A 26,236-nucleotide genomic window follows, 5' to 3' on the forward strand; every position below is an offset into this window, starting at 1 on the left:
AGCATCAGAAAAAGCCTTCCGTCGTCCGGTCCGCTGCGGCATCCTGCGCCCATGCAGACCGAGCTGAGCGAGAAACTGGGAATCGAGCACGCCGTCTTCGGCTTCACGCCGTTCCCCGCCGTCGCCGCGGCCATCAGCCGGGCCGGCGGCCTCGGCGTTCTCGGGGCGGTCCGCTACACCGCACCCGACGACCTCAGACGCGACCTCGACTGGCTCGACACGCACACCGGCGGCCGGCCCTACGGGCTGGACGTGGTCATGCCCGCCAAGAAGGTCGACGGCGTGACCGAGGCGGACGTCGAGGCGATGATCCCCGAGGAACACCGGCGGTTCGTGCGGGACACCCTCGCCGCGCACGGGGTGCCGGAACTGGCCGACGGCGAGGCGTCCGGGTGGCGCATCACCGGCTGGATGGAGCAGGTCGCCCGCACCCAGCTCGACGTCGCCTTCGACCACCCGGTACGGCTGCTGGCCAACGCCCTCGGCTCCCCGCCCGCCGACGTCGTCTCGCGCGCCCACGACCGGGACGTCCTCGTCGCCGCCCTCGCCGGCAGCGCCCGGCACGCCCGCAAACACCAGGACGCGGGCATCGACATCGTCGTGGCCCAGGGCTACGAGGCCGGCGGCCACACCGGGGAGATCGCCACCATGGTGCTCACCCCCGAGATCGTGGACGCCGTCGACCCGCTGCCCGTGCTGGCCGCAGGGGGTATCGGCAGCGGCCGGCAGGTGGCCGCCGCGCTCACTCTCGGCGCCCAAGGTGTGTGGCTGGGCTCCATATGGCTGACCACCACCGAAGCTGACCTCCACTCGGCCGCCCTCACCCGCAAGCTGCTCGCCGCCGGCTCCGGGGACACCGTCCGCTCCCGCGCCCTGACCGGGAAACCCGCCCGCCAGCTCCGTACCGCGTGGACCGACGCCTGGGACGACCCGGCGGGCCCCGGCACCCTCCCCATGCCCCTGCAGGGACTGCTGGTCGCCGAGGCCGTCTCCCGCATCCAGAAGTACGAGGTCGAACCGCTGCTCGGCACCCCCGTCGGCCAGATCGTCGGCCGGATGACCGCCGAACGCGGCGTCCAGGAGGTCGTCGACGACCTCACCCGCGGCTTCGAACAGGCCGTGGACCGCATCAACCGCATCGCCGGAAGGAGCGGCCAGTCGTGAGCGCACCCGCGAACACACCCCCCGCCGGTTTCTGGGCCCAGGCCGCCCAGGACCCGGGCCGTACGGTCCTGATCGCCCCGGACGGCGAGGAGTGGACGGCCGGCCGGCTGCACGCCGCCGCCAACCGCCTCGTCCACGGCCTGCGCGCCGCCGGCCTGCGGCGCGGGGACGCCTTCGCGGTCGTCCTGCCCAACGGCGCCGAGTTCCTCACCGCCTACCTCGCCGCCAGCCAGGCCGGCTTCTACCTCGTCCCCGTCAACCACCACTTCGTGGGCTCGGAGATCGCCTGGATCGTCGCCGACTCCGGCGCCAAGGTGCTCATCGCCCACGAACGGTTCGCCGGGCCGGCCCGCCAGGCCGCCGACGAGGCCGGACTGCCGGCGAGCCACCGGTACGCCGTCGGCACGGCCGAGGGCTTCCGGCCGTACCCCGAACTCCTCGACGGCCAACCCGACTCGGCGCCCGGGGACCGGGAACTGGGCTGGGTGATGAACTACACCTCGGGCACGACCGGACGCCCGCGCGGCATCCGCCGCCCGCTGCCCGGAAAGCGCCCCGAGGAGGCCTACCTCGGCGGCTTCCTCGGCATCTTCGGCATCAAGCCGTACGACGACAACGTGCACCTCGTCTGCTCCCCGCTGTACCACACCGCCGTCCTACAGTTCGCGGGCGCCTCCCTGCACATCGGGCACCGCCTGGTAGTGATGGACAAGTGGACGCCCGAGGAGATGCTCCGTGTCATCGACGCACACAAGTGCACCCACACCCATATGGTCCCCACCCAGTTCCACCGGCTGCTCGCGCTGCCCGAGGCGGTACGGCGGTCGTACGACGTCTCCTCCATGCGGCACGCCATCCACGGCGCCGCGCCCTGCCCCGACCATGTGAAACGCGCGATGATCGACTGGTGGGGCGACTGTGTGGAGGAGTACTACGCGGCGAGCGAGGGCGGCGGGGCCTTCGCCACCACCGAGGACTGGCTGAAGAAGCCCGGCACCGTCGGCAAGGCCTGGCCCATCAGCGAACTCGCCGTTTTCGACGACGACGGCAGGCGGCTGCCGCCCGGTGAACTCGGCACCGTGTACCTGAAGATGAACACCGGCGGCTTCTCGTACCACAAGGACGAGACCAAGACGATGAAGAACCGCATCGGCGACTTCTTCACCGTCGGCGACCTCGGCTACCTGGACGAGGACGGCTACCTCTTCCTCCGCGACCGCAAGATCGACATGATCATCTCCGGCGGGGTGAACATCTACCCGGCCGAGATCGAGTCCGCCCTGCTCGCCCATCCCGCCGTCGCCGACGCCGCCGTCTTCGGCATCCCGCACGACGACTGGGGCGAGGAGGTCAAGGCCGTGGTCGAACCGGCCCCCGGGCACGAGCCCGGCCCCGACCTGGCCGCCGCGCTCCTGGACCACTGCGCCGGGCGGCTCGCCGGCTACAAGCGGCCCAAGAGCGTCGACTTCGTCACCGAGATGCCCCGCGACCCCAACGGCAAGCTGTACAAGCGGCGGTTGCGGGACCCCTACTGGGAGGGACGTACACGCCCCGTGTGAGGAGCGGTTGAGCGTGCCCGCCAATCGGTAGGTGTCCGGGTCTCCCGGGTGCTTGACCCGCCCCGGTGAGGGACCGAGGATCATGGGTCATGACGCAGGGACAGGGCAGCACGGTCGACGGGGTGCTGCGGCGCAGCGCCCGGCGCACCCCGGCGCGGACCGCCGTCCGGTACGGCGACCGCGCCTGGACGTACGAGGAACTGGACGAGGCCGTCTCCCGCGCGGCGAGCGTCCTGCTCGGCCAGGGCCTCACCGCCGGCGACCGGGTCGGCTCCTACGGCCACAACTCGGACGCCTACCTGATCGGCTTCCTGGCCTGTGCCCGCGCCGGCCTCGTGCACGTGCCGGTCAACCAGAACCTGACCGGCGACGACCTCGCGTACCTCGTCCGCCAGTCCGGCAGCTCCCTGGTCCTCGCCGACCCCGCCCTCGCGGACCGGCTCCCCGACGGCGTCCGCACCCTGCCGCTGCGCGACGCCGGGGACTCGCTCCTCGCCCGGCTCGCGACGGCACCCGTGTACGACGGCCCCGAGCCGCGCACCGAGGACCTGGTGCAGCTGCTCTACACCTCGGGCACCACCGCGCTGCCCAAGGGCGCGATGATGACGCACCGCGCCCTGGTGCACGCCTACCTGAGCGCGATCACCGCCCTCGACCTGAGCGCGGGCGACCGCCCCGCGCACGCGCTGCCGCTGTACCACTCTGCGCAGCTGCACGTCTTCCTGCTGCCCTGCCTGGCGGTCGGCGCGACCAACCTCATCCTCGACGGCCCCGACGGGGACCGGCTGCTCGACCTGGTCGAGGAGGGGCGCGTGGACAGCCTGTTCGCCCCGCCGACGGTCTGGATCGGCCTGGCGGGCCGCCCGGACTTCGCGACCCGGGACCTGTCCGGGCTGCGCAAGGCCTACTACGGCGCCTCGGTCATGCCGGTGCCGGTCCTGGAGCGCCTGCGCGAGCGGCTGCCGGGGCTCGCTTTCTACAACTGCTTCGGGCAGAGCGAGATCGGGCCGCTGGCCACCGTCCTCGGCCCCGAGGAGCACGAGGGCCGGATGGACTCCTGCGGCCGGCCCGTGCTGTTCGTCGACGCCCGGGTGGTCGACGAGGACGGCGAGGACGTCCCCGCCGGCACACCCGGCGAGATCGTCTACCGCTCGCCGCAGCTGTGCGAGGGCTACTGGGACAAGCCCGAAGAGACCGCCGCGGCCTTCCGCGACGGCTGGTTCCGCTCCGGAGACCTCGCGGTGCGGGACGCCGAGGGCTACTTCACCATCGTGGACCGGGTGAAGGACGTCATCAACTCCGGTGGCGTACTGGTGGCTTCACGGCAGGTCGAGGACGCCCTGTACACCCACGAGGCCGTCGCGGAGGCCGCGGTGATCGGGCTGCCCGACGAGCGGTGGATCGAGGCCGTCACGGCCGTCGTCGTCCCGCGCGGCGAGGTGACGGAGGAACAGCTCGTCGCACACGTGAGGGAGCGGCTCACGCCGTTCAAGGCACCCAAAAGGGTGCTGTTCGTGAGCGAGTTGCCCCGCAACGCCAGCGGCAAGATCCTCAAGCGCGAGCTGCGCGCCCGCTTCGGCGGCTAGGTTCTCTCCTCCGGATCAGGCCGGTTCCGGAGACGCCGGCTTCCGGCCGGGTCGAGCGGGGCCCGGTGCGTGCGTGTTCCGGGCGGCCTACCCCTGTCCGCCGTCGCGCGGGCGCAGGTCCACGATGCGGCGGATCTTGCCCACCGACCGCTCCAGCGACTCCGGTTCCACGATCTCCACGTCGACCGACACGCCGATGCCGTCCTTGACCGCCGCGACGATGGCCCCGGCCGCCGCCTCCCGGGTCTCCGGCGGCGCGTCCGGGCGGGCCTCGGCCCGGACGGTCAGCGCGTCCAGGCGGCCCTGGCGGGTGAGCCGCAGCTGGAAGTGCGGAGCCACCCCGGGCGTGCGCAGCACGATCTCCTCGATCTGGGTGGGGAACAGGTTGACCCCGCGCAGGATCACCATGTCGTCGCTGCGCCCGGTGATCCTCTCCATCCTCCGGAACACCCGGGCCGTGCCGGGCAGCAGCCGCGTCAGGTCCCGCGTCCGGTACCGCACGACCGGCATGGCCTCCTTGGTCAGCGAGGTGAACACCAGCTCGCCCCGCTCGCCCTCGGGCAGCACCTCGCCGGTGAGGGGGTCCACGATCTCGGGGTAGAAGTGGTCCTCCCACACATGGAGGCCGTCCTTGGTCTCCGCGCACTCCTGGGCGACACCGGGGCCGATCACCTCGGACAGTCCGTAGATGTCGACGGCGTCGATCGCGAACCGTTCCTCGATCTCCCGCCGCATCCGCTCGGTCCAGGGCTCGGCCCCGAAGACGCCGACCCGCAGCGAGGTGCCGCGCGGGTCCACGCCATGCCGCTCGAACTCGTCCAGCAGAGTGAGCATGTAGGAGGGGGTCACCATGATGACGGACGGTTCCAGGTCCTGGATCAGCTGCACCTGCCGGGCCGTCATGCCGCCGGACGCGGGGACGACCGTACAGCCGAGGCGTTCGGCACCGTAGTGGGCGCCCAGGCCGCCGGTGAACAGCCCGTAGCCGTAGGCCACATGGACGACGTCGCCGGGCCGGCCGCCGGCCGCTCGGATCGAGCGCGCCACCATGTCGGCCCACAGGGAAAGGTCGTTGTCGGTGTAGCCGACCACCGTGGGGCGTCCCGTGGTGCCGCTGGAGGCGTGCAGCCGGCGGATCCGCTCCCGGGGCACGGCGAACATGCCGTACGGGTAGTTCTCCCGCAGGTCGGCCTTGGTGGTGAAGGGGAAGCGGGCGAGGTCGGCGAGCGAACGGCAGTCCTCGGGGTGGACGCCGGCCTTGTCGAAGGATTCCCGGTAGAACGGCACGTGCGCGTAGGCGTGCCGCAGAGTGGCGCGCAGCCGCTCCAGTTGCAGCGCCCGCAGTTCCCCGGGCGCGAGCCGTTCGCCCGCGTCGAACAGGTCCGTCACACCGGCCATCGCGACGTCTCCCTCACCAGCCGCACCTACTGCCCGACCGATCATTCGGTCGATCCGTTCGGGGCCAGTAACGCAGGTCACGCGGCCCGAGGCAAGAGGGTGGCGGGAATTTCCCGGGCCGCGAAGCACGTTGCGCCCCGGTGCGGCCCGCCGCGATGATCCTCCGTATGCCGACCTTCACCGCCACCGACGGCACCCGGCTCGCCTACCACCTGCGGGGCGCCGGAGAGCCGCTCGCCGTGCTGCCCGGCGGTCCCATGCGGGCCTCCGCCTACCTCGGGGACCTCGGCCACCTCGCCGCTTATCGCCGGCTCGCCCTGCTCGACCTGCGGGGCACCGGTGACTCGGAGGTGCCGGCGGACCCGGCGACGTACCGCTGTGACCGGATGGTCGAGGACGTGGAGGTATGGCGAGCCCACATGGGTCTGGAACACATGGATCTGGTCGCCCACTCGGCGGGTGCCGCCCTGGCGATGCTCTACGCGGCCCGCCACCCGCAGCGGATCCGGCGACTGCTCCTGATCACCCCCAACCCGTCGGCCCTGGGGTTGCGGGCCACGCCCGAGGACCGGCTGGCCGCGGCCCGGCTGCGCGCCGACGAGCCGTGGTTCGCCGAGGCGTTCCCCGCCTTCCGCGCCTGGCTCGCCGGCGAGGCGGAGTTCGACGACGTGTTCCTGCCGTTCTTCCACGGCCGCTGGGACGACACCGCCCGGGCGCACACGGACGCCGAGCCGCACCAGACCAACGACGAGGCGGGCGAGCGCTACTTCGCCGAGGGCGCCTTCACCCCGGACGCGACCCGGGCGGCCCTCGCCGCCCTGGAAGCGCCGGCCCTCGTGTACGCGGGCGGGCTCGACGGCGGTCCCCGCCCCGACCTCGCCCGCCGCACCGCCGAGGCCTTCCCGGCCGCCGAGTGCACCGTGCAGCCCGGCGCCGGCCACTACCCCTGGCTGGACGACCCGGAGTGGTTCACGAGCCGTACGCTCGCCTTCCTCGACCGCTGAGGGCCGTCGGCCCGGCCGAGGGGCCGTACCCCTTCGGGAACCGGTCCAGGGGGCGCCGGCCGCCGGTTCCCGCGGCCTCCCCGGCGCGGGTCACCCGGCCCCCGGCGGCTCCGCAGCCACCGCCACCCGGCGCGCCCACCGGTAGTCGGCCTTGCCGCTCGGCGAGCGCCGGATGGTGTCCGCGACGACCAGCTGGCGGGGGACCTTGTAACCGGCCAGGCGGCTGCGGCAGTGGCGCTGGATGTCGGCGAGCGAGGGGCGCGGCGCCCCCGGGCGCAGCTGCACCACGGCCGCCACATGGTTGCCCCACCGGGCGTCCGGCACCCCGGCGACCAGCGCGTCGTACACGTCCGGATGCGCCTTGAGCGCCTGCTCGACCTCCTCCGGGTACACCTTCTCGCCACCGGTGTTGATGCACTGCGAGCCCCGGCCCAGGACGGTGACCACGCCGTCCGCGTCGACCGTCGCCATGTCGCCGAGCAGTACCCAGCGCCGCCCGTCCCGCTCGAAGAACGTCTCGGCGGTCTTCGCCGGGTCGTTGTAGTAGCCGAGCGGCACATGGCCGCACTGCGCGACGCGGCCCACCTCGCCCGGCGCCACCGGCTCACGCGTCACCGGATCGACCACGCGGGTGCGGGAGTTGACCCGGATGCGGAAGCCGCGTTCGGGGCCCGCGTCCTCGGTCGCGGTGCCGTTGAAGCCGGACTCGGAGGAGCCGAAGTTGTTGAGCAGCACCGCGTTGGGGAGCAGCTCGCGGAACTGCCGGCGCACCGTCTCCGACATGATCGCACCCGATGAGGAGACGGAGAACAGCGACGAGCAGTCGGTGCCCTTCAGCGGTCCGGCGAGCGCGTCGACCAGCGGCCGGAGCATCGCGTCCCCGACCAGCGACATGCTGGTGACCCGCTCCCGCTCGACGGTCCGCAGCACCTCCTCCGGAACGAACTTCCGGTGCAGGACGACCCGTTGGCCGAAGTTGAAGCCGATGAACGCGGTGAGCGTCGACGTGCCGTGCATCAGCGGGGGAGCGGGGAAGAAGGTGATCCCGAAGCCTCCCGCGGCGACCCGCTCGGCCAGCTCCTGCGGTGTCCTCACCGGCTCCCCGGTCGGCGCCCCGCCGCCCAGCCCGGCGAAGAACAGGTCCTCCTGACGCCACATCACCCCCTTCGGCATGCCCGTCGTACCGCCGGTGTAGATGATGAACTGGTCGTCCCCGGAACGCACGGGAAAGCCCCGCCCGGGCGCCCCGGCGGCCTCCGCGGCGGCGAACGGCACCGCCCCGGCCACCCGTCGCGCGGCCGGGGTGCCCACCCGCAGCAGATGCCGCAGCTTCGGCGCCCGCGGCAGCGCCCCGGCGACCCGGTCCTCGAACTCCGCGTCGAAGACCAGCGCGACCAGGTCCGCGTCCCGGTAGAGGTACACCAACTCGTCCTCGACATAGCGGTAGTTGACGTTCACCGGGACGATCCTGGCCTTCAGGCAGGCCAGCACCGTCTGCAGGTACTCGACGCCGTTGTACAGGTGGAGGCCGAGGTGCTCGCCGGGCCGTATGCCGGTGTCCATCAGGTGGTGCGCGACGCGGTTGGCGGCGGCGTCCAGCTCGGCGTAGGTCAGCCGGCGCTCCGCACCCGTGCCGGGATGGTCGAGGTACACGAGCGCCTCGCGGTCCGCGGCCACGTCGACGACCGACTCGAACAGGTCGGCAATGTTGTACTCCACCGCTTCCTCCTGACCCCGGCACGTCCTGGCGACGAGAGGCGCATCCGTCGGCTCGCCGGTCATCAGAGCAAAGGGGGCGGCAAGTGGGAAGGGCCCCGGACCAAGAAATCTGACTGCCTGTCAGAAAACCCTTGAAGTGCCCCCTCCACTCCTGCAACCTGTTCTCGTTCCGACCGAGGGGAGATGGCCCATGCAGGGGACGGAACACCTCACCGTGCAGCGGGAAGGCGCCACACTGGTGCTCACGCTCAACCGGCCCGACGCCAGGAACGCGCTCTCCCTGGCGATGCTCGTCGGCCTGTACGACGGCTGGCTCCAGGCCGACGCGGACGACTCGGTCCGCTCGATCGTCCTCACCGGCGCCGGCGGCGCGTTCTGCGCCGGCATGGACCTCAAGGCGCTGGCCGGCGACGGCATGCAGGGACAGCGGTACCGCGACCGGCTGAAGGCCGATCCCGACCTGCACTGGAAGGCGATGCTGCGCCACCACCGCCCCCGCAAACCGGTGATCGCCGCCGTCGAGGGCCACTGCGTCGCCGGCGGCACCGAGATCCTCCAGGGCACCGACATCCGCGTCGCGGGCGAGTCCGCGACCTTCGGCCTGTTCGAGGTCAGACGCGGTCTGTTCCCGATCGGCGGCTCCACCGTCCGCCTCCAGCGCCAGATCCCGCGCACCCACGCCCTGGAGATGCTGCTCACCGGGCGCCCCTACAGCGCCCCCGAAGCCGCCGGCATCGGCCTGATCGGACACGTCGTCCCCGACGGCACCGCCCTCGCCAGAGCCCTGGAGATCGCCGAACGGATCAACTCCTGCGGCCCGCTCGCCGTGGAGGCCGTCAAGGCGTCCGTGTACGAGACCGCGGAGATGACCGAGACCGACGGACTCGCCGCCGAACTGGCCCGCGGCTGGGCCGTGTTCGACACCGCCGACGCCAAGGAGGGTGCCCGCGCCTTCGCGGAGAAACGGCCCCCCGTCTACAAGCGCGCCTGACGCTCCGGACGCCATCGCGGCGGACGCCGTCCGCGCCACCGCGGGCCGCCCCCGGCCCGTCGCGCAGCTCCCCGCGCCCCCACGGCGCCCTCACCGCCGACCTCCCGAGGAGGCAGCCGATGCCCGAAGTACTCTCCGCCCCACTCGTCGTCGAGTTCCCCTTCACCCGCTCCCTCGGCCCCGTCCAGAGCGCCTTCCTCACCGGCCTGCGCGAACGTGTCCTTCTCGGCGTGCGCACCACCGACGGGCGCACCCTCGTCCCGCCCGTCGAGTACGACCCCGTCACCGCCGAGGAGATCCGCGACCTGGTCGAGGTCGCCCCCACCGGCACGGTCACCACCTGGGCCTGGAACCCCGCCCCGCGCCGCGGCCAGCCCCTCACCACCCCCTTCGCCTGGGTTCTGGTGCGCCTCGACGGCGCCGACACCGCCCTGCTGCACGCCCTCGACGCCCCCGGCCCCGACGCCGTCCGCACCGGCATGCGGGTGCGCGTGCGCTGGGCCGCGGACCGCACCGGCGCCATCACCGACATCGCCTGCTTCGAACCGTACGCGGGCGAACCCGTCACACCGGGCGGTCACAGCGGCACCTTCGACCACCCGCTCACCGGCATCGTCGCCCCCGCCCGCCTCGACTACACCTACTCGCCCGGCCGCGCCCAGTCCGCCTACATCGGCGCCCTCTCCGAACGGCGCACCGTCGGCGAACGCTGCCCGTCCTGCCGCAAGGTGTACGCCCCGCCCAGGGGTGCGTGCCCCACATGTGGCCTCGCCACAGCCGAACAGGTCGAAGTCGGTCCCCGCGGCACGGTCACCACCTTCTGCATCGTCAACATCAAGGCCTCGCACACGGCGAACCTCGACATCGAGGTGCCCTACGTCTACGCGCACATCGCCCTCGACGGCGCCGACCTCGCCCTGCACGCCCGTATCGGCGGCATCCCCTACGACCGGGTGCGCATGGGCCTGCGCGTCGAACCGGTGTGGACCGAGGGCGCCCGGTACCCCGACCACTACCGGCCCACCGGCGAACCCGACGCGGACTACGAGACGTACAAGGAGCTGCTGTGACCAGCGAGGAAGCCCCCGGCCCCCGGGACATCGCCGTCGTCGCCTTCGCACAGACCGACCACCGGCGCTCCACCGCGGAGTCCTCCGAGGTCGAGATGCTCATGCCCGTCCTCCACGACGTCCTGGCGCAGACCGGCCTGAAGACCGCCGACATCGGCTTCACCTGCTCCGGCTCCAGCGACTACCTCGCCGGCCGCGCCTTCTCCTTCACCCTCGCCCTCGACGGCGTCGGCGCCTGGCCCCCGATCTCCGAGTCGCACGTCGAGACGGACGGCGCCTGGGCCCTGTACGAGGCCTGGACCAAGCTGCTCACCGGCGACGCCGACACCGCGCTCGTCTACTCCTACGGCAAGTGCTCACCCGGCTCCGTGCGGGACGTGCTCACCCGCCAGCTCGACCCCTACTACCTGGCCCCCCTGTGGCCCGACGCCATAGCCCTCGCCGCCCTCCAGGCGCAGGCACTCATGGACGCCGGCCATACCGACGAACGTGCGCTCGCCGCCGTCGGCGCCCGCAGCAGGGCCGACGCCACCGCCAACCCGCACGCCCAGCTCCGCGGTCGGGTACCGCAGGGCGACTACGTCGTACGGCCCCTGCGCACCGGCGACTGCCCGCCCGTCGGCGACGGCGCCGCCGCCGTCATCCTCGCCGCGGGGGAGGGGGCCCGCCGGCTGTGCGCGCGACCCGCCTGGATCCGGGGCATCGACCACCGCATCGAGGCCCACGCCCTGGGCGTGCGCGACCTCACCGACTCACCCTCCACCCGCCTCGCCGCCGAGCACGCGGGCGCCTTCGAACGGCCCGTCGACACCGCCGAACTGCACGCGCCGTTCAGCTCCCAGGAGGTGGTCCTGCGCCGGGCCCTCCGCCTGGACGACGGCGTACGCGTGAACCCGTCGGGCGGCGCCCTCGCCGCCAACCCCGTCATGGCCGCCGGACTCATCCGCGTCGGCGAGGCCGCCGCCCGCATCCACCGCGGCGCCTCCGACCGCGCCCTCGCCCACGCCACCTCCGGCCCCTGCCTCCAGCAGAACCTGGTCGCCGTACTCGAAGGGGATCCACGATGAGCAAGGAACCCGTGGCCGTCGTCGGGATCGGCCAGACCAGGCACGTGGCCGCCCGCCGGGACGTGTCCATCGCCGGACTCGTCCGCGAAGCGGCCCAACGGGCCCTGGAGGACGCCGAACTGGCCTGGGCCGACATCGACGCCGTCGTCATCGGGAAGGCGCCCGACTTCTTCGAGGGCGTGATGATGCCCGAGCTGTACCTCGCCGACGCGCTCGGCGCCGTCGGCAAACCGATGCTCCGGGTGCACACCGCGGGCTCCGTCGGCGGCTCCACCGCGCTGGTCGCGGCCAACCTGGTCGCCGCCCGCGTCCACGGCACGGTCCTCACCCTCGCCTTCGAAAAACAGTCCGAGTCCAACGCCATGTGGGGCCTGTCCCTGCCCATCCCCTTCCAACAGCCCCTGCTCGCCGGGGCCGGCGGCTTCTTCGCCCCCCATGTGCGGGCCTACATGCGGCGCAGCGGCGCCCCCGACTCCATCGGCGCCCTCGTCGCCTACAAGGACCGGCGCAACGCCCTGAAGAACCCCTACGCCCACCTCCACGAACACGACATCACCCTGGAGAAGGTGGTGGCGTCACCCATGTTGTGGGACCCCATTCGCTACTCCGAGACCTGCCCGTCCTCCGACGGTGCCTGCGCCATGGTCCTCACCGACCGCGCCGGAGCCGCCCGCGCGCCCCGGCCGCCCGCCTGGCTGCTCGGCGGCGCCATGCGCAGCGAACCCACCCTGTTCGCCGGCAAGGACTTCGTCTCCCCGCAGGCCGGCAAGGACTGCGCCGCCGACGTCTACCGGCAGGCCGGCGTCACCGACCCGCGCCGGGACATCGACGCGGCCGAGATCTACGTGCCGTTCTCCTGGTACGAGCCCATGTGGCTGGAGAACCTCGGCTTCGCCGCGGAGGGCGAGGGCTGGAAGCTCACCGAGTCCGGCGCCACCGCGCTCGACGGCGACCTGCCCGTCAACATGTCCGGCGGGGTGCTGTCCACCAACCCCATCGGCGCCTCCGGAATGATCCGCTTCGCCGAGGCCGCCCTCCAGGTGCGCGGCCGGGCCGGGGAGCACCAGGTGGACCGGGCCCGCCGGGTGCTCGGGCACGCGTACGGCGGCGGCTCGCAGTTCTTCTCCATGTGGCTGGTGGGCTCCGAGCGGCCCGACTCCTGACCCGCCGGCCGCGCCGGCCCGGGCGGCCGGACCGCCATGGCCGCAAAGGTCGTCCCCGCGTGCCCTGTCCGCCGCAGCGACCGGTCGCTAGGCTGACCGCGGACGACGAACCGGGAGGAGCACGGACGTGGCCGAGACCACCACCCAGCAGCACCCGCTCGCGGGCTGGGACAAGCCGGAGCTGGATCTCAGCGGGGCCAAGTGGCAGTCCAGCAGCCGAGGTCTGGGCGATGTCCAGATCGCCTTTGTCGAGGGTTTCATCGCGATGCGCAACAGCGGCCGGCCCGAGAGCCCGTCCCTGATCTTCACCCCCGCCGAATGGGGTGCCTTCGTCTCCGGCGCCCGGGAGGGCGAGTTCGACCTCACCTGACGCCGGGCCCGCAGCCGTACCCGATCTCACCTGAACCGGGGGTGTCACGAGCGGATTTCCGGACACGCGACCAGCAGCGCCCTGCCGGGGCCCCGCCTGAGCGAGGCTGGCCCCAGCAAGGGGAAGGTCGTGTTCCGGAGGTGAGGAAGCATGAGCGCTGCACCGGTCATCGCCGCGGTCGACGGGTCCGCGAACAGCCTGCGTGCCCTGGACTGGGCCGCGGACGCCGCCCGCCGCCGCGGGGCACCGCTGCGCGTGGTGCACGTACGGCAGTACGCCGCCTGGGGCCAGGCGGACGTCCTGGTCGCCGCACCACCCGAGGCCGAGGGCGACCCGGTGCTGGACGAGGTGCGCACCCGGCTCGCGGACCGCGCCGGGCAGCCGGCCGTGGAGTACGTCGCCCTGGAGGGCGTACCCGGGGCCGTCCTGCCCGAACTGGGAGGCGAAGCAGCCCTGTTGGTGCTCGGCTCCCGGGGCCGCGGCGGCTTCGCCAGCCTGCTGCTCGGCTCCAACGGCCTCGCCGCCGCCCGGGACGCCGAGTGCCCGGTGGTGGTCGTACCCGAGCCCGGCCGCGAGGTACACGGCGAGAAGCCGGCCGAACCCGGGCCCCGGGTCGTCGTCGGCGTACACGCCGACAGTCCCGACGAGGCCGTCCTCTCCTTCGCCTTCGCCGAGGCCGCCCGGCGCGACGCCAGGCTCCAGGTGATCGCCGCCTACCCGTGGCCGGTGCAGACCTGGTCCGCGCCCGGCCAGCCGCTGCCGCCCGTGGTCGACCAGGAGGCCGTGGAGAACGAGACCCGTGCCCTCGCGGAGGGCTTCCTCACCCCGCACCTGAAGCGCCACCCCGAGGTCCGCGCCGACGCCGAGGCACTGCCCGGCGACGCGGCCGGCCTCCTCGTCGCCGCCTCCAGGGACGCCGACCTGGTCGTGGTCGGCCGGCACCGGCGGCGGCTGCTCGCACCGGCCCGCATGATGGGCTCCGTCACCCAGGCCGTGCTGCTGCACGCGGCGAGCCCGGTCGCGGTGGTACCGCCGGCCCCGCCGGAGGAGTGAGTCCCGGGAGCCCGGGGACGGCGGCTTAGCAGAGCGCGCAGCGCCGCGCAATGCGTCGGGTGCCGACTGACGGCCCGACGGCTGTGGGTGACCGCGCCATGGTGTCCGGACACACCCGAACCTATGGTTCCGCCACCCCCGGTGCTCCGGGCGCCGCCCGTGCGCGGGAGCGGCGGGGGCCGTGTGTCCACCCAAGGAGCCGCCATGCCACTGCCCCCGTCCCGCAGGACACCCGGAGCACGGACACGTGCCCGCCTGCTGTCCCGCCTGATCCCCCGCGTCCTGGCGGTACTCGCCGTCGTCCTCGGCACCGCGCTCGCCGGCCCCGCACCCGAAGCCCGCGCCGCCGTCACCCTCACCCGGGTGACCGGCTTCGGGACCAACCCGGGCGCCCTCACCATGTACGTGTACCGGCCCACCACCCTGCCGGCCCACCCGGCGGTGGTCGTGGCCCTGCACGGCTGCACCCAGAGCGCCCAGGTCTACGCCGACAACTCCGGGCTGCCGCAACTCGCCGACCAGGACGGATTCCTGCTCGTGCTCGCCGAGACCGGCACCGCCAACAACCCGAGCAGGTGCTTCAACTGGTTCCAGGCCGCCGACAACCGACGCGACCAGGGCGAGGCCCTGTCCGTCCGGCAGATGGCCGGCCACGCCGTCACCGCCTACGGCGCCGATCCCCGGCGCTTCTACGTCACCGGCCTGTCCGCCGGCGGCGCCATGACCGCGGTGATGCTCGCCGCCTACCCCGACGTGTTCTCGGCGGGCGCGGTCGTCGCCGGCCTGCCCTACGACTGCACCCGCGACAACAGCCCCTACACCTGCATGAACCCCGGCGTCGACCTCAGCCCGGCCGACTGGGCCGGGCGGGTGCGCGACGCCTACCCGTCGTACGACGGGCCGTGGCCGCGCGCGGCCATCTGGTACGGCGACCAGGACACCACCGTCGTACCGCGCAACGCCACCGAACTGCGCGACCAGTGGACGGCACTCCACGGCCTGTCCCAGACGCCCACCAGGACCACCATGATCGGGCCCGACGCCACCCGGCAGGACCAGTACCTGGCCGCCGACGGCACGGTCGCCGTCGAGGTCGACCGGGTCCCGGGCATCGGTCACGGCACCCCGGTCGACCCCGGCACGGGCAGCGAACAGTGCGGGAGCACCGGCGCCCCCTACTTCCCCGACTCCCTCTGCTCCAGCCGCTGGATCGCCCGCTTCTTCGGCCTGGACACCACCAGCCCGGGCGACCCCGGCCCGGGCGGCGGCAGCGCGGCCTGCTGGACGGCGAGCAACTTCGCCCACGTACAGGCGGGCCGCGCCACCACCAGCGGCGGCTCCACCTACGCCAACGGTTCGCACCAGAACATGGGCCTGTACAACACGTTCGTCACCCACACCCTGAAGGAATCGCCCACGGGCTACTTCACCGTCGCGGACACCGGCTGCCCCTGACCGCGAGCCGGGCACACCCACCAGGACCACCATGGTGGCCGACACCCCCTGACGGGCCGTCAACATGGTGGCCCCGCACATGTCCGTGACCACCACACCGCCCCTAGCCTCCAGCGCGTCCCCAACCCGCCGGAGGAACCGCATGCCTGGCCACCCCACAGCACAGCGCGCAGCACACCACCCAGCACACCGCACACCCCACCGCGCCCGGCGCACCGCGCTGGGCGCGCTCTCGCTCACCGCCGTCTGCACACTCCTCGTCCCCCAGGCCGCCGCCGCGCCCGGCGGCCCCGGAACACCGGACGCCCACTGCGCCGGCCGCGCCCGGCTCCACGTGCCCGGCGCCGCCCACCAGCAGGCCGACTGCCTGGACGAGCTGACCACCGCCGGAACCGTGGCCTCCGGCCACACCGACCCCGCCGACTACGCGGGACTCACCCCCGAGGACCTGCCCACACCCACCGGCGTCCCCGGCATCCAGATCGACGGCTACTTCCCGGACACCTCCACCACCAACACCGACCACGGCTGGCACCACGACTCCCAGTTCGTCATCCGGCTGCCCGACCACTGGAACGGCGGACTGGTGGTCGCCGGCACCCCGGGCAACCGCGAGCAGTACGCCAACGACCGCGCCATCGCCGACTGGGTACTCGCCCGCGGCTACGCCTACGCCGCCACCGACAAGGGCAACACCGGCACGGCCTTCTACCGCGACGGCCGCCGGCCCGGCGACGCCATCGCCGAATGGAACACCCGCCTGACCCAGCTCACCCGCGCCGCCCGCGGGGTCGTCGCCCAGCGCTACCGCCGGCCCCCGGCCCGCACCCTCGCCACCGGCATGTCCAACGGCGGCTACCTGGTGCGCTGGCAGCTGGAACACCACCCGGAGCTGTACGACGGCGGGGTCGACTGGGAGGGCACCCTCTGGCGCTCGGACGGGCCCAACCCGCTCACCTTCCTGCCGGCCGCCCTGCGCCACTACCCCGCCTACGCCGCCGGCGGACCCGGAGCCGCCGAGGCCGCGGCGGCCCTGCACAGGGCCGGCTTCCCGGCCGGCTCCGAGTTCCTGTGGCCGTACCACCACCAGGTCTACTGGGACCTCACCCAGCGCATCTACCGCGAGGAGATCGACCCCGGCTACGACGGCGCCACCGAGGCCGGCACCCCGTACTGCGCCTCCGGCACCCCCGCCTGCGACGCCGACTACGTCTACGCGGCCCGGCCCGCCGCCGTCCACCGCGCGGTCGACCGCATCGCCCTGACCGGACGCATCGGCAAGCCCCTGATCACCCTCCAGGGCACCCTCGACGTGCTGCTGCCGATCAGCCGGGACGCCGACGTCTACGCCCGCATGGTCCGCGAGGCCGGCCGCGGCTCCCTGCTGCGCTCCTACCGCATCCAGGACGGCACCCACACCGACTCCCTGGTCGACGCCTTCCCCGACCGGCTCCGTCCGATGGTGCCCTGCCACCGCTCGGCCTTCGAGGCACTGGAACGCTGGATCACCGGCGACGGCGTCCCACCGGCCGGCCACACGGTCCCGCGGCCGCCCGACGCGACCCCGGCCACCCTGCTGACCAGCTGTCCCCTGGGCTGAAAGACGGCGGGAACCCGGGGCGGCGAACGGCCCCGAGGAAGCCACGGGTGATCCACGCCCCCGTCACGGCACTTCCGCCGCAGCCCACGTACCATGGCCGCATGTCGTTCCTCCGCCGCCGCAGCGCGACCCCTGCCGGACCCGACTTCGACGTGCTGGCCATGGACCCGGGCGACTGGCCGGGCAATCTCGGCGCGGGCCTGCTGCCCGCCCCCGACGGCACCTGCCAGGGCGTCTTCCTGCGCTACGACCTGTTCGGCGGACGCGGCCCCGCCATGATCATCGGCAACCTCCCGGAGGGCTCCCCCGCCCGCGAGGTCGCCGAGGGAGAGATCCCGTTCGAGGTGGGCCAGCTGCTGCTGGCGCTGGAGAACGACGAGGAGATCACCGTCGTCGGGGTCGAGGACACCCCGGTGCTCCAGGGCGACAACCTGCTGATCGTGCGCCGGCTGAAGCTCTCCGAGAGCCGGATCTCCTGCGTCCAGTTCGACCGCAGCGACGGCGTCCTGGTGACCATCGCCGCCTGGGACCGCCCCATCACCGACGACCTGTACGCCCTGCTGAAGCCGCTCCCGGCGGAGCTTTTCCAGCAGGGCTGAGGCACCCGGGCCGCCTAGCGGGCAGCCGCCTCAAGGGTCACGTCCGCGGCCCGGACGAACCCGATCCGGTGGCCGTACTGGATCTCGTAGTACAGGTCCTTGCCCCTCACGACCCGGTGCGAGTCGGGGGTGAAGGTCACCGCGTAGTAGTACTCGCCCGGCACCTCGTCACCCACCACGTACTTCTGCCCGGCCGGGATCGTGTACGGCAGCGACACCACCGACTGGGCCGGCACGTCCGCCGGATAGGCGTCCTTCTCCGGGTAGGCCCGGCCGTACACCGGGACGCTCGTCAGGCCGTCCCGCGGCCGCACCACCAGGCCCCGCGCCGGTACGGCCGCCGGGTCCTTCGGCGGGTTGTGGAACCAGGCCTTCTGGCCCAGGTACCAGATGGCCGTCCAGTCGCCCCAGCGGTCGGCCACCGCGTAACTCTGGCCCGTGGAGACCCGCGAGGACAGATCGTTCACCCCGTCCGTCGGGTCCGTCCCCAGACCGATGTCCCTGACCAGCGGGGCGGTCACGGAGTGGTCCGTGTGCAGCCGCACCTCGCTGGAACCGTGCGCGGTGCACGGCTCGCCCTTGGTGGTGCAGCCGGTGTACACGGGCTGGTTCGAGGCGTAGTCCGGCAGGATCGTCAGCACGCCCGAGCGCGGGCCGGCCGTGCGCCGCAACGGCTGTCCCAGCAGCTGGAAGTAGTGCCGCCAGTCCCAGTACGGCCCCGGGTCCGTGTGCATCCCCGGGATGCCGGACGCGGTCGGTGCGGGCACGTTGTCGTGGCCCAGGATGTGCTGCCGGTCCAGCGGGATGCCGTACGTCCTGGCCAGGTACCGCACCAGCCGCGCCGAGGACCGGTACATCGCCTCCGTGTACCAGGCGTCCGGCGAGGCAAGGAAGCCCTCGTGTTCGATACCGATCGACTTGGCGTTGAGGTACCAGTTGCCCGCGTGCCAGGCCACGTCCTTCGCCTTGACGTGCTGGGCGATCAGACCGTCGGTGGAGCGAACCGTGTAGTTCCACGACACATAAGTGGGGTCCTGGATCAGCTTCATGACCCCGTCCCAGGTGCCCTCCGTGTCATGGATGACGATGTACCTGATGCTCTGCGACGCCGGACGGTCGCCGAGGTCGTGGTTGCCGTAGTCGTTGTCGCCGAACTCCGCGTAGGGCGCCGGAACCGACTCGCAGGACACCGACTTCGGGCACTCGGTGCCGTCCGTCGGCAGCGTGCGCAGACCGGCCCGCCGCAGCTGCGCGGTGTCCGGGGTCAGCCGCGGCCGGGCGGCCAGGGTCACCAGCTGGCCGTCGTCCGTGGTGCGCTCCTCACCGGTGCGCAGCACGTCGTACACGTCGTCGGCGTACGCGGCGGCCGTCGCCCTGTCGTCGGCGCCGGAGAACCGCGCCACCGCCCCGTACCACCGCGCCGGGTCGGTGCTGAGCGGCTCGCCCAGCTCCTTCTGCGCGGCGGCGAGCAGAGCGGCACCGCCGGCCACGTTCGCGGCCGGGTCGGTGCGCAGTTCCCCGGCGGGAATCCCGGTCAGTTCCGCGGCCTTCGGCAGCGTCCGCAGACGGGCCGGGACCGCCGACTCGGCCGGTACCTCGACGGCGGGGTGCAGGGCGGCGCGGGCGGTGTCGCCGCGGGCGTCCTCCGCGCCCTTCGCGAAGTGCTCCGCGCCGGCGATCGCGGTGCGGGCGTCGGTGAGGTGCATCGGGCCGTAGCCGCCGGTCACACTCGGCGCTCCGGCGTGCCGGTCCCAGCGGGACTGGAGGTAGGAGACGGCCAGCAGCACGCTCTGCGGCACGTGGTAGTCGGCCGCCGCCGTGGCGAACGCCTGTTGCAGCCGGTGCGTCGCGAGGGCCGGGGCGGTGGGCGCCGGGGCCGCGCCGAGCAGGGGCAGCAGCAGGGCCGCGGAGGCGAGCGGGACGGCGGTCCGCCGCAGACGTCTGTGGCCGGGGATGGACGTGGGGTCGGTGGCGAGTCCTCGCAATGCGGCCTCCTGTGACGGGCGGAGCGTGGCGGGGCGTGCGGCGCCAGAGCTGGCTCAGTGGTACCGGCTTGCCGACGATCCGTCAATGATGCCCCGGACAAGGCGAGTTCCCACGTCACGGAGGGTCTTCGGCGAGTTTCGCGGCGGCGGTGCGCGGGCCTGCGGGGCGTCACTGGCATACACCAGTGGCCGTCGACACCCGGCCCGCACAAACGTCCACGATGCGCCGCGCACGAAGGTCCGCGGTGCGCCGCCGCTCGGGGCGCACCACGGAGCCGTCGTCCGTCAGCGAGTGCCGACCGCCGCGCGAACGGCCTTGCGGGCCATCTGGCAGTCGTCGTGCAGCCGCCTGAGCAGGAGCCGCTGTTCCTCGCCGGACGGCGCGCCGCCCGGGTGGGCCGCGCCCGGTGCCGCCGGTGCCGCCTCGTGCATGGAACGCTGCACGGCCGTCTCGTACGTACGGATCTCCCGGGTCAGCAGGAGCATCAGGTTCACCAGGAAGGCGTCCCGGGAGGCCGGGCCCGCCGACTGGGCGATCTGGCTGATCTGCCGCCGGGCCACCGGGGCGTCCCCGAGCACCAGCCACAGCGTCGCCAGGTCGTACCCCGGCAGATACCAGCCCGCGTGCTCCCAGTCCACCAGCACCGGACCGGCCGGGGACAACAGGATGTTCGAGAGCAGGGCGTCGCCGTGGCAGAACTGGAGCATGCCGTGCCGGCCCACCTCGTGCGCGATGCCGTGCAGCAGCTTCTGCAGGTCGCCGAGGTCCCGGTCGGTGAGCAGGCCCAGCTCGTGGTACCGGGAGATCCGGGCCGCGTAGTCCAGCGGCATGTCGAACGTGCCCGCCGGGGGCCGCCAGGCGTTCACCCGGCAGATCGCGCCGAGCGCGGCCCGGATGTCCGCGCGGGGCGGTGCCTCCGCCGGATGCCGCTGGAAGGCCGCCGTCCGGCCCGGCATCCGCTCGATCACCAGCGTGCAGTTGTCCGGGTCCGCCGCGATCAGCCTCGGCACCCGGACCGGCGGCCGGTGCCGGACGAACGAGCGGTATGCGGCTATTTCCTGGCGGCTCCGCTCCGCCCAGGCGGGCGAGTGGTCCAGGAGACACTTCGCGACGGCCGTGCTGCGCCCCGTCGTCCCCACGAGGAGGACGGACCGTCCGCTGCGCCGCAGGACCTGCACCGGGGCGAACTCCGGACAGATCCGCTGCACCGCGGCGAGCGCGGTGCGCAGCTGCGCGCCCTGGGGGCCGGACAGGTCGAGCCTGCCGCTGAGCGGCTGGGTCCCGGGCTGCCCCGGGATCCGCCGGGGCCGGCCCGCGCCCAGCACCGGACTGCCCGGACGCGCCGCCGGATCGAGGTACGGCCCGCCGCCCGCCGGGCGGGGTCGCAGCGGCCGGGGCGGGGCGGACACGGAGGACGATGCTGCGTACATGGGAGATACAGATCCCTTCGTGTGCCTGCTGTGCCTGCCTGTGCGTCTCACGCCCCACCCGCCCCGGCCGCCCGGACACACCCTGGGGAATGTGCCCGGCTCATGCCGTCGTGTGCCGTCACGCGTCCTCGGGAGGAGGACGGCGACCGGGTCGGGGTGGCGCTTTCCTACCTGACACCCGATGGCCACTGGCACACCATCTGGCGGACCCTGGCGAACCGTGGCGAATAGTCGCCCGGCAACCCTCACGCGGCTACTGTCAACTCAGCCGAGAACCTGGGGGCTTACGTGAGCGGACAACCCAACACCCGCCTTGCGGACCTGTTCGGCCTGGCCGGCTGGTCGAAGGGCGAACTCGCGAGACTGGTCAACCGGCAGGCGGCGGCCATGGGCCACCCCCAGCTGGCGACCGACACCTCCCGGGTGCGGCGGTGGATCGACGTGGGAGAGATTCCGCGCGATCCGGTGCCGCGGGTGCTGGCGGCCCTGTTCACCGAGCGTCTCGGCCGTGTCGTGACCATCGAGGACCTCGGTCTGGTACGGCACGGGCGTGCGGGGAGACGGCAGGTCGACGGGATCGAGGAACATCCCGAAGGTGTGCCGTGGGCGCCCGAGCGGACCGCCGCGGTCCTCACCGAATTCACGGGAATGGACCTCATGCTCAACCGACGCGGCTTGGTGGGCGCGGGTGCCGCGCTCGCCGCGGGATCCACACTCAGCAGCGCCATGTACGACTGGCTGCACACCGACCCCACCCTGAAGGCCGACGCCCCCGTCCTGGACGACCCCCTGCACGCCGACCCCGCCGGTTTCGACCGCTACGAGGCCGCGCCCATCGGGTCGCAGGAGATCGAGGAACTGGAGCGCTCGGTCGAGGTGTTCCGCGCCTGGGACGCGGCCCGTGGCGGCGGGCTGCAGCGCAAGGCGGTCGTGGGACAGCTCAACGAGGTCGGCGGCATGCTCGCCTACCACCATCCGCCCCATCTCCAGCGGCGCTTGTGGGGCGTCGCCGCCAACCTGGCCGTCCTCGCGGGCTGGATGTCGCACGACGTCGGCCTGGAGCCCACGGCGCAGAAGTACTTCGTCATCGCCGCCCACGCCGCCAGAGAGGGCGGGGACCGGCCCCGCGCCGGTGAGGCGCTGTCCCGGGCGGCCCGGCAGATGGTGCACCTCGGCCGGCCCGACGACGCCCTGGACCTGATGAAGCTCGCCCAGTCCGGCGCCGGCGACCGCCTGCAGCCGCGTACGAAGGCGATGTTCCACACCATCGAGGCCTGGGCGCAGGCGGCGATGGGCAAGGGCCAGGCCATGCGCCGCACGCTCGGGCAGGCGGAGGACCTGTTCGTCTCCGACCGCCGGGACCTGGAACCGCCGGACTGGATGCAGACCTTCAAGGACGAGGATCTGTACGGCATGCAGGCCCTCGCCTACCGCACGCTCGCGGAGTTCGACCCCGGTGCGGCCGCGCACGCCCAGTACTACGCGGAGAAGGCGCTCGCCCTGCGTGTCGACGGACGGGAGCGGTCGAAGATCTTCGACCATCTCTCCATGGCCTCGGCCTGCTTCATCGCCGACGACCCCGAACAGGCCGACCGCTACGCCCGGCTGGCCCTGATGTCGATGGGCTCGAACTCCTCCCGGCGCACCTGGGACCGGCTGCGGCAGATGTACCGGCTGACCGCGGAGTACGCCGGCTATCCGAGGATCCACCAACTGCGGGAGGAGATCAGGCTCGCCCTGCCCAAACCGAGGGGCAAGGCGGACGGCGGCAGTGCACCGGCGTAGCGAGCCGGTGGGCAGCCCGGCCCGGCGGGTCGGTCACGTCATGCGGTGACCTTGGCGACGAGCACGCACGCGTCGTCCTCGCGCCCCGCTCCGCCGAACTCCTCCACCACCGTGCGCACACAGTCCTGCGCGGTGCGCGCCGCGCCGAACCGTGGGGCGAGGCCGAGCAGTCGGTCCGCGGCCGCCGCCCTGCTGTGCCCCGGCACCAGTCCGTCGGTGTGCAGAAGGAGCAGGTCGCCCGGCTCCAGGGTGACGACGGACTGCCCGTAGACGGCACCCGAGGAGGCGCCGAGGAGGACGCCGTCCGGCGCGTGCAGCAGACACCCCGTGCCGTCGCGGTACAGCAGTGGGGCGGGGTGTCCTGCCTGCGCCCAGACCAGGGTGCGGGTCCCGGGCCGGTAGCGGCAGCAGACGGCGCTGCCGAGGGCGGGCTGCACGGTGCTGTCGAGTAACCGGTTGAGCAGGGTGAGCAGATGGCCGGGGTCCGTGCCGGTCATCGCCATGCCACGTACGGCGCCGAACAGCATCGCCATACCGGAGGCGACGGACACGCCCTGTCCGGTGAGGTCCCCGACGCTCAGAAGGGTCTGTCCGTCGGACAGTTCCAGCGCGTCGTACCAGTCGCCGCCGATCGGGGTGGTGGTCGCGGCCGGCAGGCGGTGGGCCGCCAGGTCCAGGCTCGCCGGTCCCTGGTGCGGGAGCCGCAGGGAGCCCCGCCGGGGCGGGAGCACGGCTTCCTGCAGTTCCGCCGCGATCCGGTGCTCGGTCTGCTCGCGCCGGCGCTCGCGGTGCAGCGAGTCACGGGTCTCGCGCACCGTCAGCTGGCTGCGGCGCAGTTCGCTGACGTCGCGCAGCACGGCCCACATGGAGGTCGTGCCGCCGTCTGCGCCGAGCACGGGTTCGCCCATCATGTGCACGGTCCGCACGGAGGAGTCGGGCCGTAGGACGCGGAACTCGCCGTCGATCGGCTTGGCGTCGACCAGGCAGTCCGTCACCATCGCGGTCAGTCTCGGCCGGTCCTCGTCGAGGACCAGGCTGGGCAGCTCGTCCAGGGTGAGGGCCGGGCGGGCCGGGTCGAGGCCGAGGATCTGGTACAGCTCCCCGGACCAACTGGCCTCGTCGGTCAGCAGGTTCCACTCGGCGCTGCCGACGCGGGCGAGCAGCGAGCCGGCCGGGGCGGGCCGGTCGGCGGGCGGCTCGGCGGGGGGTGCGGCCGGGGTGGGGGCGGGGCCGTCCCGCAGCTGGGCCAAGTGGGCGTCGAGGTCGTCCAGTTGGTGCAGGGCGAGGTCGTACAGCGCGCGCTGCCAGCGTTCCTCGGGTTCCGCCGCGTCGCTCCGGGTGTCCCGTCGTACGGCGTCCACGTCACCCTTGAGCCGCCGCGCCTGCGTGATGAGCGATTCGACGGAGCCGCGCCCGGGCGGCTGGGCGGCTGGACGGTCCGCGGAGACTGGGGACGGCATGGCGCACTCCGAGGGGGGACGGGACGGCGGGGACGAGGGGGGACCGCTACGACTGTGGCACAGCCCGCGACGCGCTGTAAGGGATTTGGCAACACACGATCCGGTGGTGCTTCCGGCATATGCCAGAGTCTTCCGAAGTGACCCGCGGGTACGTACACGTACGCGCGGAGAGGCGAAGCGGCCGGTACCGGCCGAACTCTGACCGGATTTGACGCCATGTAAGAGGCCCGGACGCACTCCTTAAGGGCATGGACATCAGCGTCGAACAGCTCGTCGAGGCCCGGCTCGTCACCGCCGAGGACCGGGAGGTCCCGGTGTCGGCCACCCTGCGCTACACCGCCGACGACCCCCTCGCCGTGTTCGTCGACTTCCCGGCCGAGGCCGCGCTGCACGGGGAGGAGGTGACCTGGACCTTCGCGCGCACCCTGCTCGACCAGGGGCTGCGGGCCCCCGCCGGCCACGGGGACGTGCAGATATGGCCGTACGGCCGGACGGGGACGGTACTGGAGTTCCACTCGCCGCACGGCATGGCCCTGCTGCTCTTCCAGGCCGCGGCGCTGCGGCGCTTCCTGGTGCGCACCTACACGGTGGTGGCCGGCGGGCAGGAGGACGTGGCGGGTGTGGTGGAGCGGGGGCTGAGCACGCTGTTCGGCGGGGTGTGACGGCGTACCGGGCCCGCCCGCCTCCCCCCTCCGGAAATCCTCAGGACGACCGACCGGGTTCCCCGCAGGTGCCGTTCACGGCCGCACGCCGGCGTACAGGGCGGGCCGCGGGGCCAGGTCCACGGCCACCCGGCCGCCGGTCTCCAGCGCCCGGACCCCCGCCTCGGCGACCACGGACGCGGCGTAACCGTCCCAGACGTCCGGTCCGGTGACCTCGCCGCGCCGGGCCGCGTCGACCCAGGCCTGCACCTCGCGGTCGTAGGCGTCGGCGAAGCGGACGAGATAGTCCTGGGCCACCTCCTCGCGGGCGCCGCCCCCGCGGGTGACCACCATGCCGTGCTCGTCGCCGATCCGGGCGCTGCCCGCCTCGCACACCGCCTCGCAGCGCACCTGGTAGCCGAAGCCGCAGTTCACGAAGACCTCCACGTCCACCAGGGCGCCCCGCTCGGTCTCGAACAGCACGAACTGCGGGTCGATCAGGCCGGCGGGCGCACCGGCGGACGGCCCGGGCCGCAGCACGGTGACCGCCGTCAGCTCCTGCCCGAGCAGCCAGCGGGCCGCGTCGATCTCGTGCGAGACCGAGCTGTTGATCAGCATGGCGCTGGTGAAGCCGGCGGGGGAGGAGACGTTGCGGTGCGTGCAGTGCAGCATCAGGGGCCGGCCCAGGCCGCCCCCGTCCAGCAGGGCCTTCAGGCGCCGGTACCCGGCGTCGTAGCGGCGCATGAAGCCGACCTGCGCCAGCCGGCGCCCGATCCCCACCTCGGCCTCCACGACCCGCAGGGCGCCGGTGGAGTCCGGCACCATGGGCTTCTCGCACAGCACCGGCAGCCGGCGGGCGAAGGCGGCGAGCAGCGCCTCCTCGTGCGCGGGGCCGGGAGAGGCGATGAGGACCGCCGCCACGCCGGGCGTGTCGAGCGCGGCCACCGGGTCGGTGTGCACGCCGACCCCGTCGATGCCTGCCACGGCCGCCTCGGCCCGGGCGCGGTCGGGGTCGGCCACCGCCGCGACCCTGGCTCCGCTGACCACTTGGTCGAGACGGCGTATGTGATCGGCCCCCATGTGTCCGGCACCCAGTACCGCCACACCCAGCAGGTCACCCATGCGCGCGCTCCCTT

Annotated in this window: 21 protein-coding genes; 15 read left to right on the top strand and 6 right to left on the bottom strand. The window is 73.3% G+C overall.

Going from position 1 to position 26,236, the window contains the following annotated elements:
- The first annotated feature begins 51 nt into the window (after positions 1-51).
- The 3 genes from ACZ3ZD_RS08615 (at position 52) to ACZ3ZD_RS08625 (ending at position 4,309) form a co-directional block, all read left to right on the top strand.
- Positions 52-1,164 (top strand): nitronate monooxygenase, encoded by a 1,113-nt coding sequence (locus ACZ3ZD_RS08615; RefSeq protein WP_467394982.1) that lies wholly within the window; start codon positions 52-54, stop codon positions 1,162-1,164.
- Positions 1,161-2,723, top strand: a complete 1,563-nt coding sequence (locus tag ACZ3ZD_RS08620) for an acyl-CoA synthetase (protein ID WP_467394984.1) — start codon at positions 1,161-1,163, stop codon at positions 2,721-2,723. Before ACZ3ZD_RS08615 ends, ACZ3ZD_RS08620 begins: the two co-directional genes overlap by 4 nt.
- 89 nt (positions 2,724-2,812) lie before the next feature.
- Positions 2,813-4,309 (top strand): acyl-CoA synthetase, encoded by a 1,497-nt coding sequence (locus tag ACZ3ZD_RS08625; protein ID WP_467394986.1) that lies wholly within the window; start codon positions 2,813-2,815, stop codon positions 4,307-4,309.
- Between the two features lie 87 nt (positions 4,310-4,396).
- On the opposite strand, the gene paaK is transcribed toward ACZ3ZD_RS08625, so the two are convergent.
- On the bottom strand, positions 4,397-5,707 hold the full coding sequence (paaK, locus tag ACZ3ZD_RS08630) for a phenylacetate--CoA ligase PaaK (protein WP_467394988.1): 1,311 nt from the start codon (positions 5,705-5,707) through the stop codon (positions 4,397-4,399).
- 167 nt (positions 5,708-5,874) lie between these two features.
- Here paaK and ACZ3ZD_RS08635 point away from each other — a divergent pair, with 167 nt between their 5' ends.
- The gene (locus tag ACZ3ZD_RS08635; protein WP_467394990.1) at positions 5,875-6,711 is read left to right on the top strand and encodes an alpha/beta fold hydrolase; all 837 of its coding nucleotides are present in this window, start codon (positions 5,875-5,877) and stop codon (positions 6,709-6,711) included.
- Between the two features lie 90 nt (positions 6,712-6,801).
- Here ACZ3ZD_RS08635 and ACZ3ZD_RS08640 read toward each other — a convergent pair whose 3' ends face one another.
- Positions 6,802-8,430: an acyl-CoA synthetase gene (locus ACZ3ZD_RS08640; RefSeq protein WP_467394992.1), complete on the bottom strand. Its 1,629-nt coding sequence runs from the start codon at positions 8,428-8,430 to the stop codon at positions 6,802-6,804.
- Positions 8,431-8,620: 190 nt separating this feature from the next.
- On the opposite strand from ACZ3ZD_RS08640, the gene ACZ3ZD_RS08645 reads away from it, so the two are divergent.
- From ACZ3ZD_RS08645 to ACZ3ZD_RS08685, 9 genes are all read left to right on the top strand, one after another.
- A complete protein-coding gene (locus tag ACZ3ZD_RS08645; protein WP_467394994.1) occupies positions 8,621-9,421 on the top strand; it encodes a crotonase/enoyl-CoA hydratase family protein in 801 nt (266 codons plus the stop codon).
- A 119-nt stretch (positions 9,422-9,540) separates the two neighbouring features.
- The gene (locus ACZ3ZD_RS08650) at positions 9,541-10,491 is read left to right on the top strand and encodes a Zn-ribbon domain-containing OB-fold protein (RefSeq protein ID WP_467394996.1); all 951 of its coding nucleotides are present in this window, start codon (positions 9,541-9,543) and stop codon (positions 10,489-10,491) included.
- Positions 10,488-11,558 carry a thiolase domain-containing protein gene (locus ACZ3ZD_RS08655; protein ID WP_467394998.1) on the top strand — a complete coding sequence of 357 codons (1,071 nt, stop codon included), beginning with the start codon at positions 10,488-10,490 and terminating at the stop codon, positions 11,556-11,558. The genes ACZ3ZD_RS08650 and ACZ3ZD_RS08655 overlap by 4 nt, the downstream gene beginning before the upstream one ends.
- A complete protein-coding gene (locus tag ACZ3ZD_RS08660) occupies positions 11,555-12,721 on the top strand; it encodes a thiolase domain-containing protein (RefSeq protein WP_467395000.1) in 1,167 nt (388 codons plus the stop codon). The genes ACZ3ZD_RS08655 and ACZ3ZD_RS08660 overlap by 4 nt, the downstream gene beginning before the upstream one ends.
- A gap of 127 nt (positions 12,722-12,848) precedes the next feature.
- Positions 12,849-13,091, top strand: a complete 243-nt coding sequence (locus ACZ3ZD_RS08665; RefSeq protein WP_467395002.1) for a DUF397 domain-containing protein — start codon at positions 12,849-12,851, stop codon at positions 13,089-13,091.
- A gap of 150 nt (positions 13,092-13,241) precedes the next feature.
- Positions 13,242-14,144 (top strand): universal stress protein, encoded by a 903-nt coding sequence (locus ACZ3ZD_RS08670; RefSeq protein WP_467395004.1) that lies wholly within the window; start codon positions 13,242-13,244, stop codon positions 14,142-14,144.
- A gap of 204 nt (positions 14,145-14,348) precedes the next feature.
- Positions 14,349-15,599, top strand: a complete 1,251-nt coding sequence (locus tag ACZ3ZD_RS08675) for an extracellular catalytic domain type 1 short-chain-length polyhydroxyalkanoate depolymerase (protein WP_467395006.1) — start codon at positions 14,349-14,351, stop codon at positions 15,597-15,599.
- A gap of 142 nt (positions 15,600-15,741) precedes the next feature.
- Positions 15,742-17,199, top strand: coding sequence for a 3-hydroxybutyrate oligomer hydrolase family protein (locus ACZ3ZD_RS08680; RefSeq protein ID WP_467395008.1), 1,458 nt, complete (start codon positions 15,742-15,744; stop codon positions 17,197-17,199).
- 101 nt (positions 17,200-17,300) lie between these two features.
- Positions 17,301-17,798: a glycosyltransferase family protein gene (locus ACZ3ZD_RS08685; RefSeq protein WP_171158931.1), complete on the top strand. Its 498-nt coding sequence runs from the start codon at positions 17,301-17,303 to the stop codon at positions 17,796-17,798.
- 14 nt (positions 17,799-17,812) lie between these two features.
- Here ACZ3ZD_RS08685 and ACZ3ZD_RS08690 read toward each other — a convergent pair whose 3' ends face one another.
- A complete protein-coding gene (locus ACZ3ZD_RS08690) occupies positions 17,813-19,783 on the bottom strand; it encodes an N-acetylmuramoyl-L-alanine amidase (protein ID WP_467395012.1) in 1,971 nt (656 codons plus the stop codon).
- A 285-nt stretch (positions 19,784-20,068) separates the two neighbouring features.
- A complete protein-coding gene (locus tag ACZ3ZD_RS08695) occupies positions 20,069-21,214 on the bottom strand; it encodes an aminoglycoside phosphotransferase family protein (protein WP_467395014.1) in 1,146 nt (381 codons plus the stop codon).
- A gap of 288 nt (positions 21,215-21,502) precedes the next feature.
- Between ACZ3ZD_RS08695 and ACZ3ZD_RS08700 the strand changes: the two genes are divergently transcribed.
- On the top strand, positions 21,503-22,999 hold the full coding sequence (locus tag ACZ3ZD_RS08700; protein WP_467395016.1) for a DNA-binding protein NsdB: 1,497 nt from the start codon (positions 21,503-21,505) through the stop codon (positions 22,997-22,999).
- Between the two features lie 38 nt (positions 23,000-23,037).
- Here ACZ3ZD_RS08700 and ACZ3ZD_RS08705 read toward each other — a convergent pair whose 3' ends face one another.
- Positions 23,038-24,459 (bottom strand): PP2C family protein-serine/threonine phosphatase, encoded by a 1,422-nt coding sequence (locus ACZ3ZD_RS08705; RefSeq protein WP_467395018.1) that lies wholly within the window; start codon positions 24,457-24,459, stop codon positions 23,038-23,040.
- A gap of 248 nt (positions 24,460-24,707) precedes the next feature.
- Here ACZ3ZD_RS08705 and ACZ3ZD_RS08710 point away from each other — a divergent pair, with 248 nt between their 5' ends.
- Complete coding sequence (locus tag ACZ3ZD_RS08710) at positions 24,708-25,121, top strand: SsgA family sporulation/cell division regulator (protein ID WP_467395020.1); 414 nt, start codon at positions 24,708-24,710, stop codon at positions 25,119-25,121.
- A 75-nt stretch (positions 25,122-25,196) separates the two neighbouring features.
- Here the strand turns inward: ACZ3ZD_RS08710 and ACZ3ZD_RS08715 are convergent, their stop codons facing one another.
- Positions 25,197-26,222 carry a Gfo/Idh/MocA family protein gene (locus tag ACZ3ZD_RS08715; RefSeq protein ID WP_467395022.1) on the bottom strand — a complete coding sequence of 342 codons (1,026 nt, stop codon included), beginning with the start codon at positions 26,220-26,222 and terminating at the stop codon, positions 25,197-25,199.
- Positions 26,223-26,236 lie beyond the last annotated feature (14 nt).

The sequence above is a fragment of the Streptomyces sp. NPDC023481 genome, from assembly GCF_055560195.1.

Coding starts and splice junctions, on each gene's coding strand:
- ACZ3ZD_RS08615 (WP_467394982.1), top strand. CDS start 52: ATGCAGACCGAGCTGAGCGAGAAACTGGGAATCGAGCACGCCGTCTTC.
- ACZ3ZD_RS08625 (WP_467394986.1), top strand. CDS start 2,813: ATGACGCAGGGACAGGGCAGCACGGTCGACGGGGTGCTGCGGCGCAGC.
- paaK (WP_467394988.1), bottom strand. CDS start 5,707: ATGGCCGGTGTGACGGACCTGTTCGACGCGGGCGAACGGCTCGCGCCC.
- ACZ3ZD_RS08635 (WP_467394990.1), top strand. CDS start 5,875: ATGCCGACCTTCACCGCCACCGACGGCACCCGGCTCGCCTACCACCTG.
- ACZ3ZD_RS08645 (WP_467394994.1), top strand. CDS start 8,621: ATGCAGGGGACGGAACACCTCACCGTGCAGCGGGAAGGCGCCACACTG.
- ACZ3ZD_RS08650 (WP_467394996.1), top strand. CDS start 9,541: ATGCCCGAAGTACTCTCCGCCCCACTCGTCGTCGAGTTCCCCTTCACC.
- ACZ3ZD_RS08660 (WP_467395000.1), top strand. CDS start 11,555: ATGAGCAAGGAACCCGTGGCCGTCGTCGGGATCGGCCAGACCAGGCAC.
- ACZ3ZD_RS08670 (WP_467395004.1), top strand. CDS start 13,242: ATGAGCGCTGCACCGGTCATCGCCGCGGTCGACGGGTCCGCGAACAGC.
- ACZ3ZD_RS08675 (WP_467395006.1), top strand. CDS start 14,349: ATGCCACTGCCCCCGTCCCGCAGGACACCCGGAGCACGGACACGTGCC.
- ACZ3ZD_RS08680 (WP_467395008.1), top strand. CDS start 15,742: ATGCCTGGCCACCCCACAGCACAGCGCGCAGCACACCACCCAGCACAC.
- ACZ3ZD_RS08685 (WP_171158931.1), top strand. CDS start 17,301: ATGTCGTTCCTCCGCCGCCGCAGCGCGACCCCTGCCGGACCCGACTTC.
- ACZ3ZD_RS08695 (WP_467395014.1), bottom strand. CDS start 21,214: ATGTACGCAGCATCGTCCTCCGTGTCCGCCCCGCCCCGGCCGCTGCGA.
- ACZ3ZD_RS08705 (WP_467395018.1), bottom strand. CDS start 24,459: ATGCCGTCCCCAGTCTCCGCGGACCGTCCAGCCGCCCAGCCGCCCGGG.
- ACZ3ZD_RS08710 (WP_467395020.1), top strand. CDS start 24,708: ATGGACATCAGCGTCGAACAGCTCGTCGAGGCCCGGCTCGTCACCGCC.
- ACZ3ZD_RS08715 (WP_467395022.1), bottom strand. CDS start 26,222: ATGGGTGACCTGCTGGGTGTGGCGGTACTGGGTGCCGGACACATGGGG.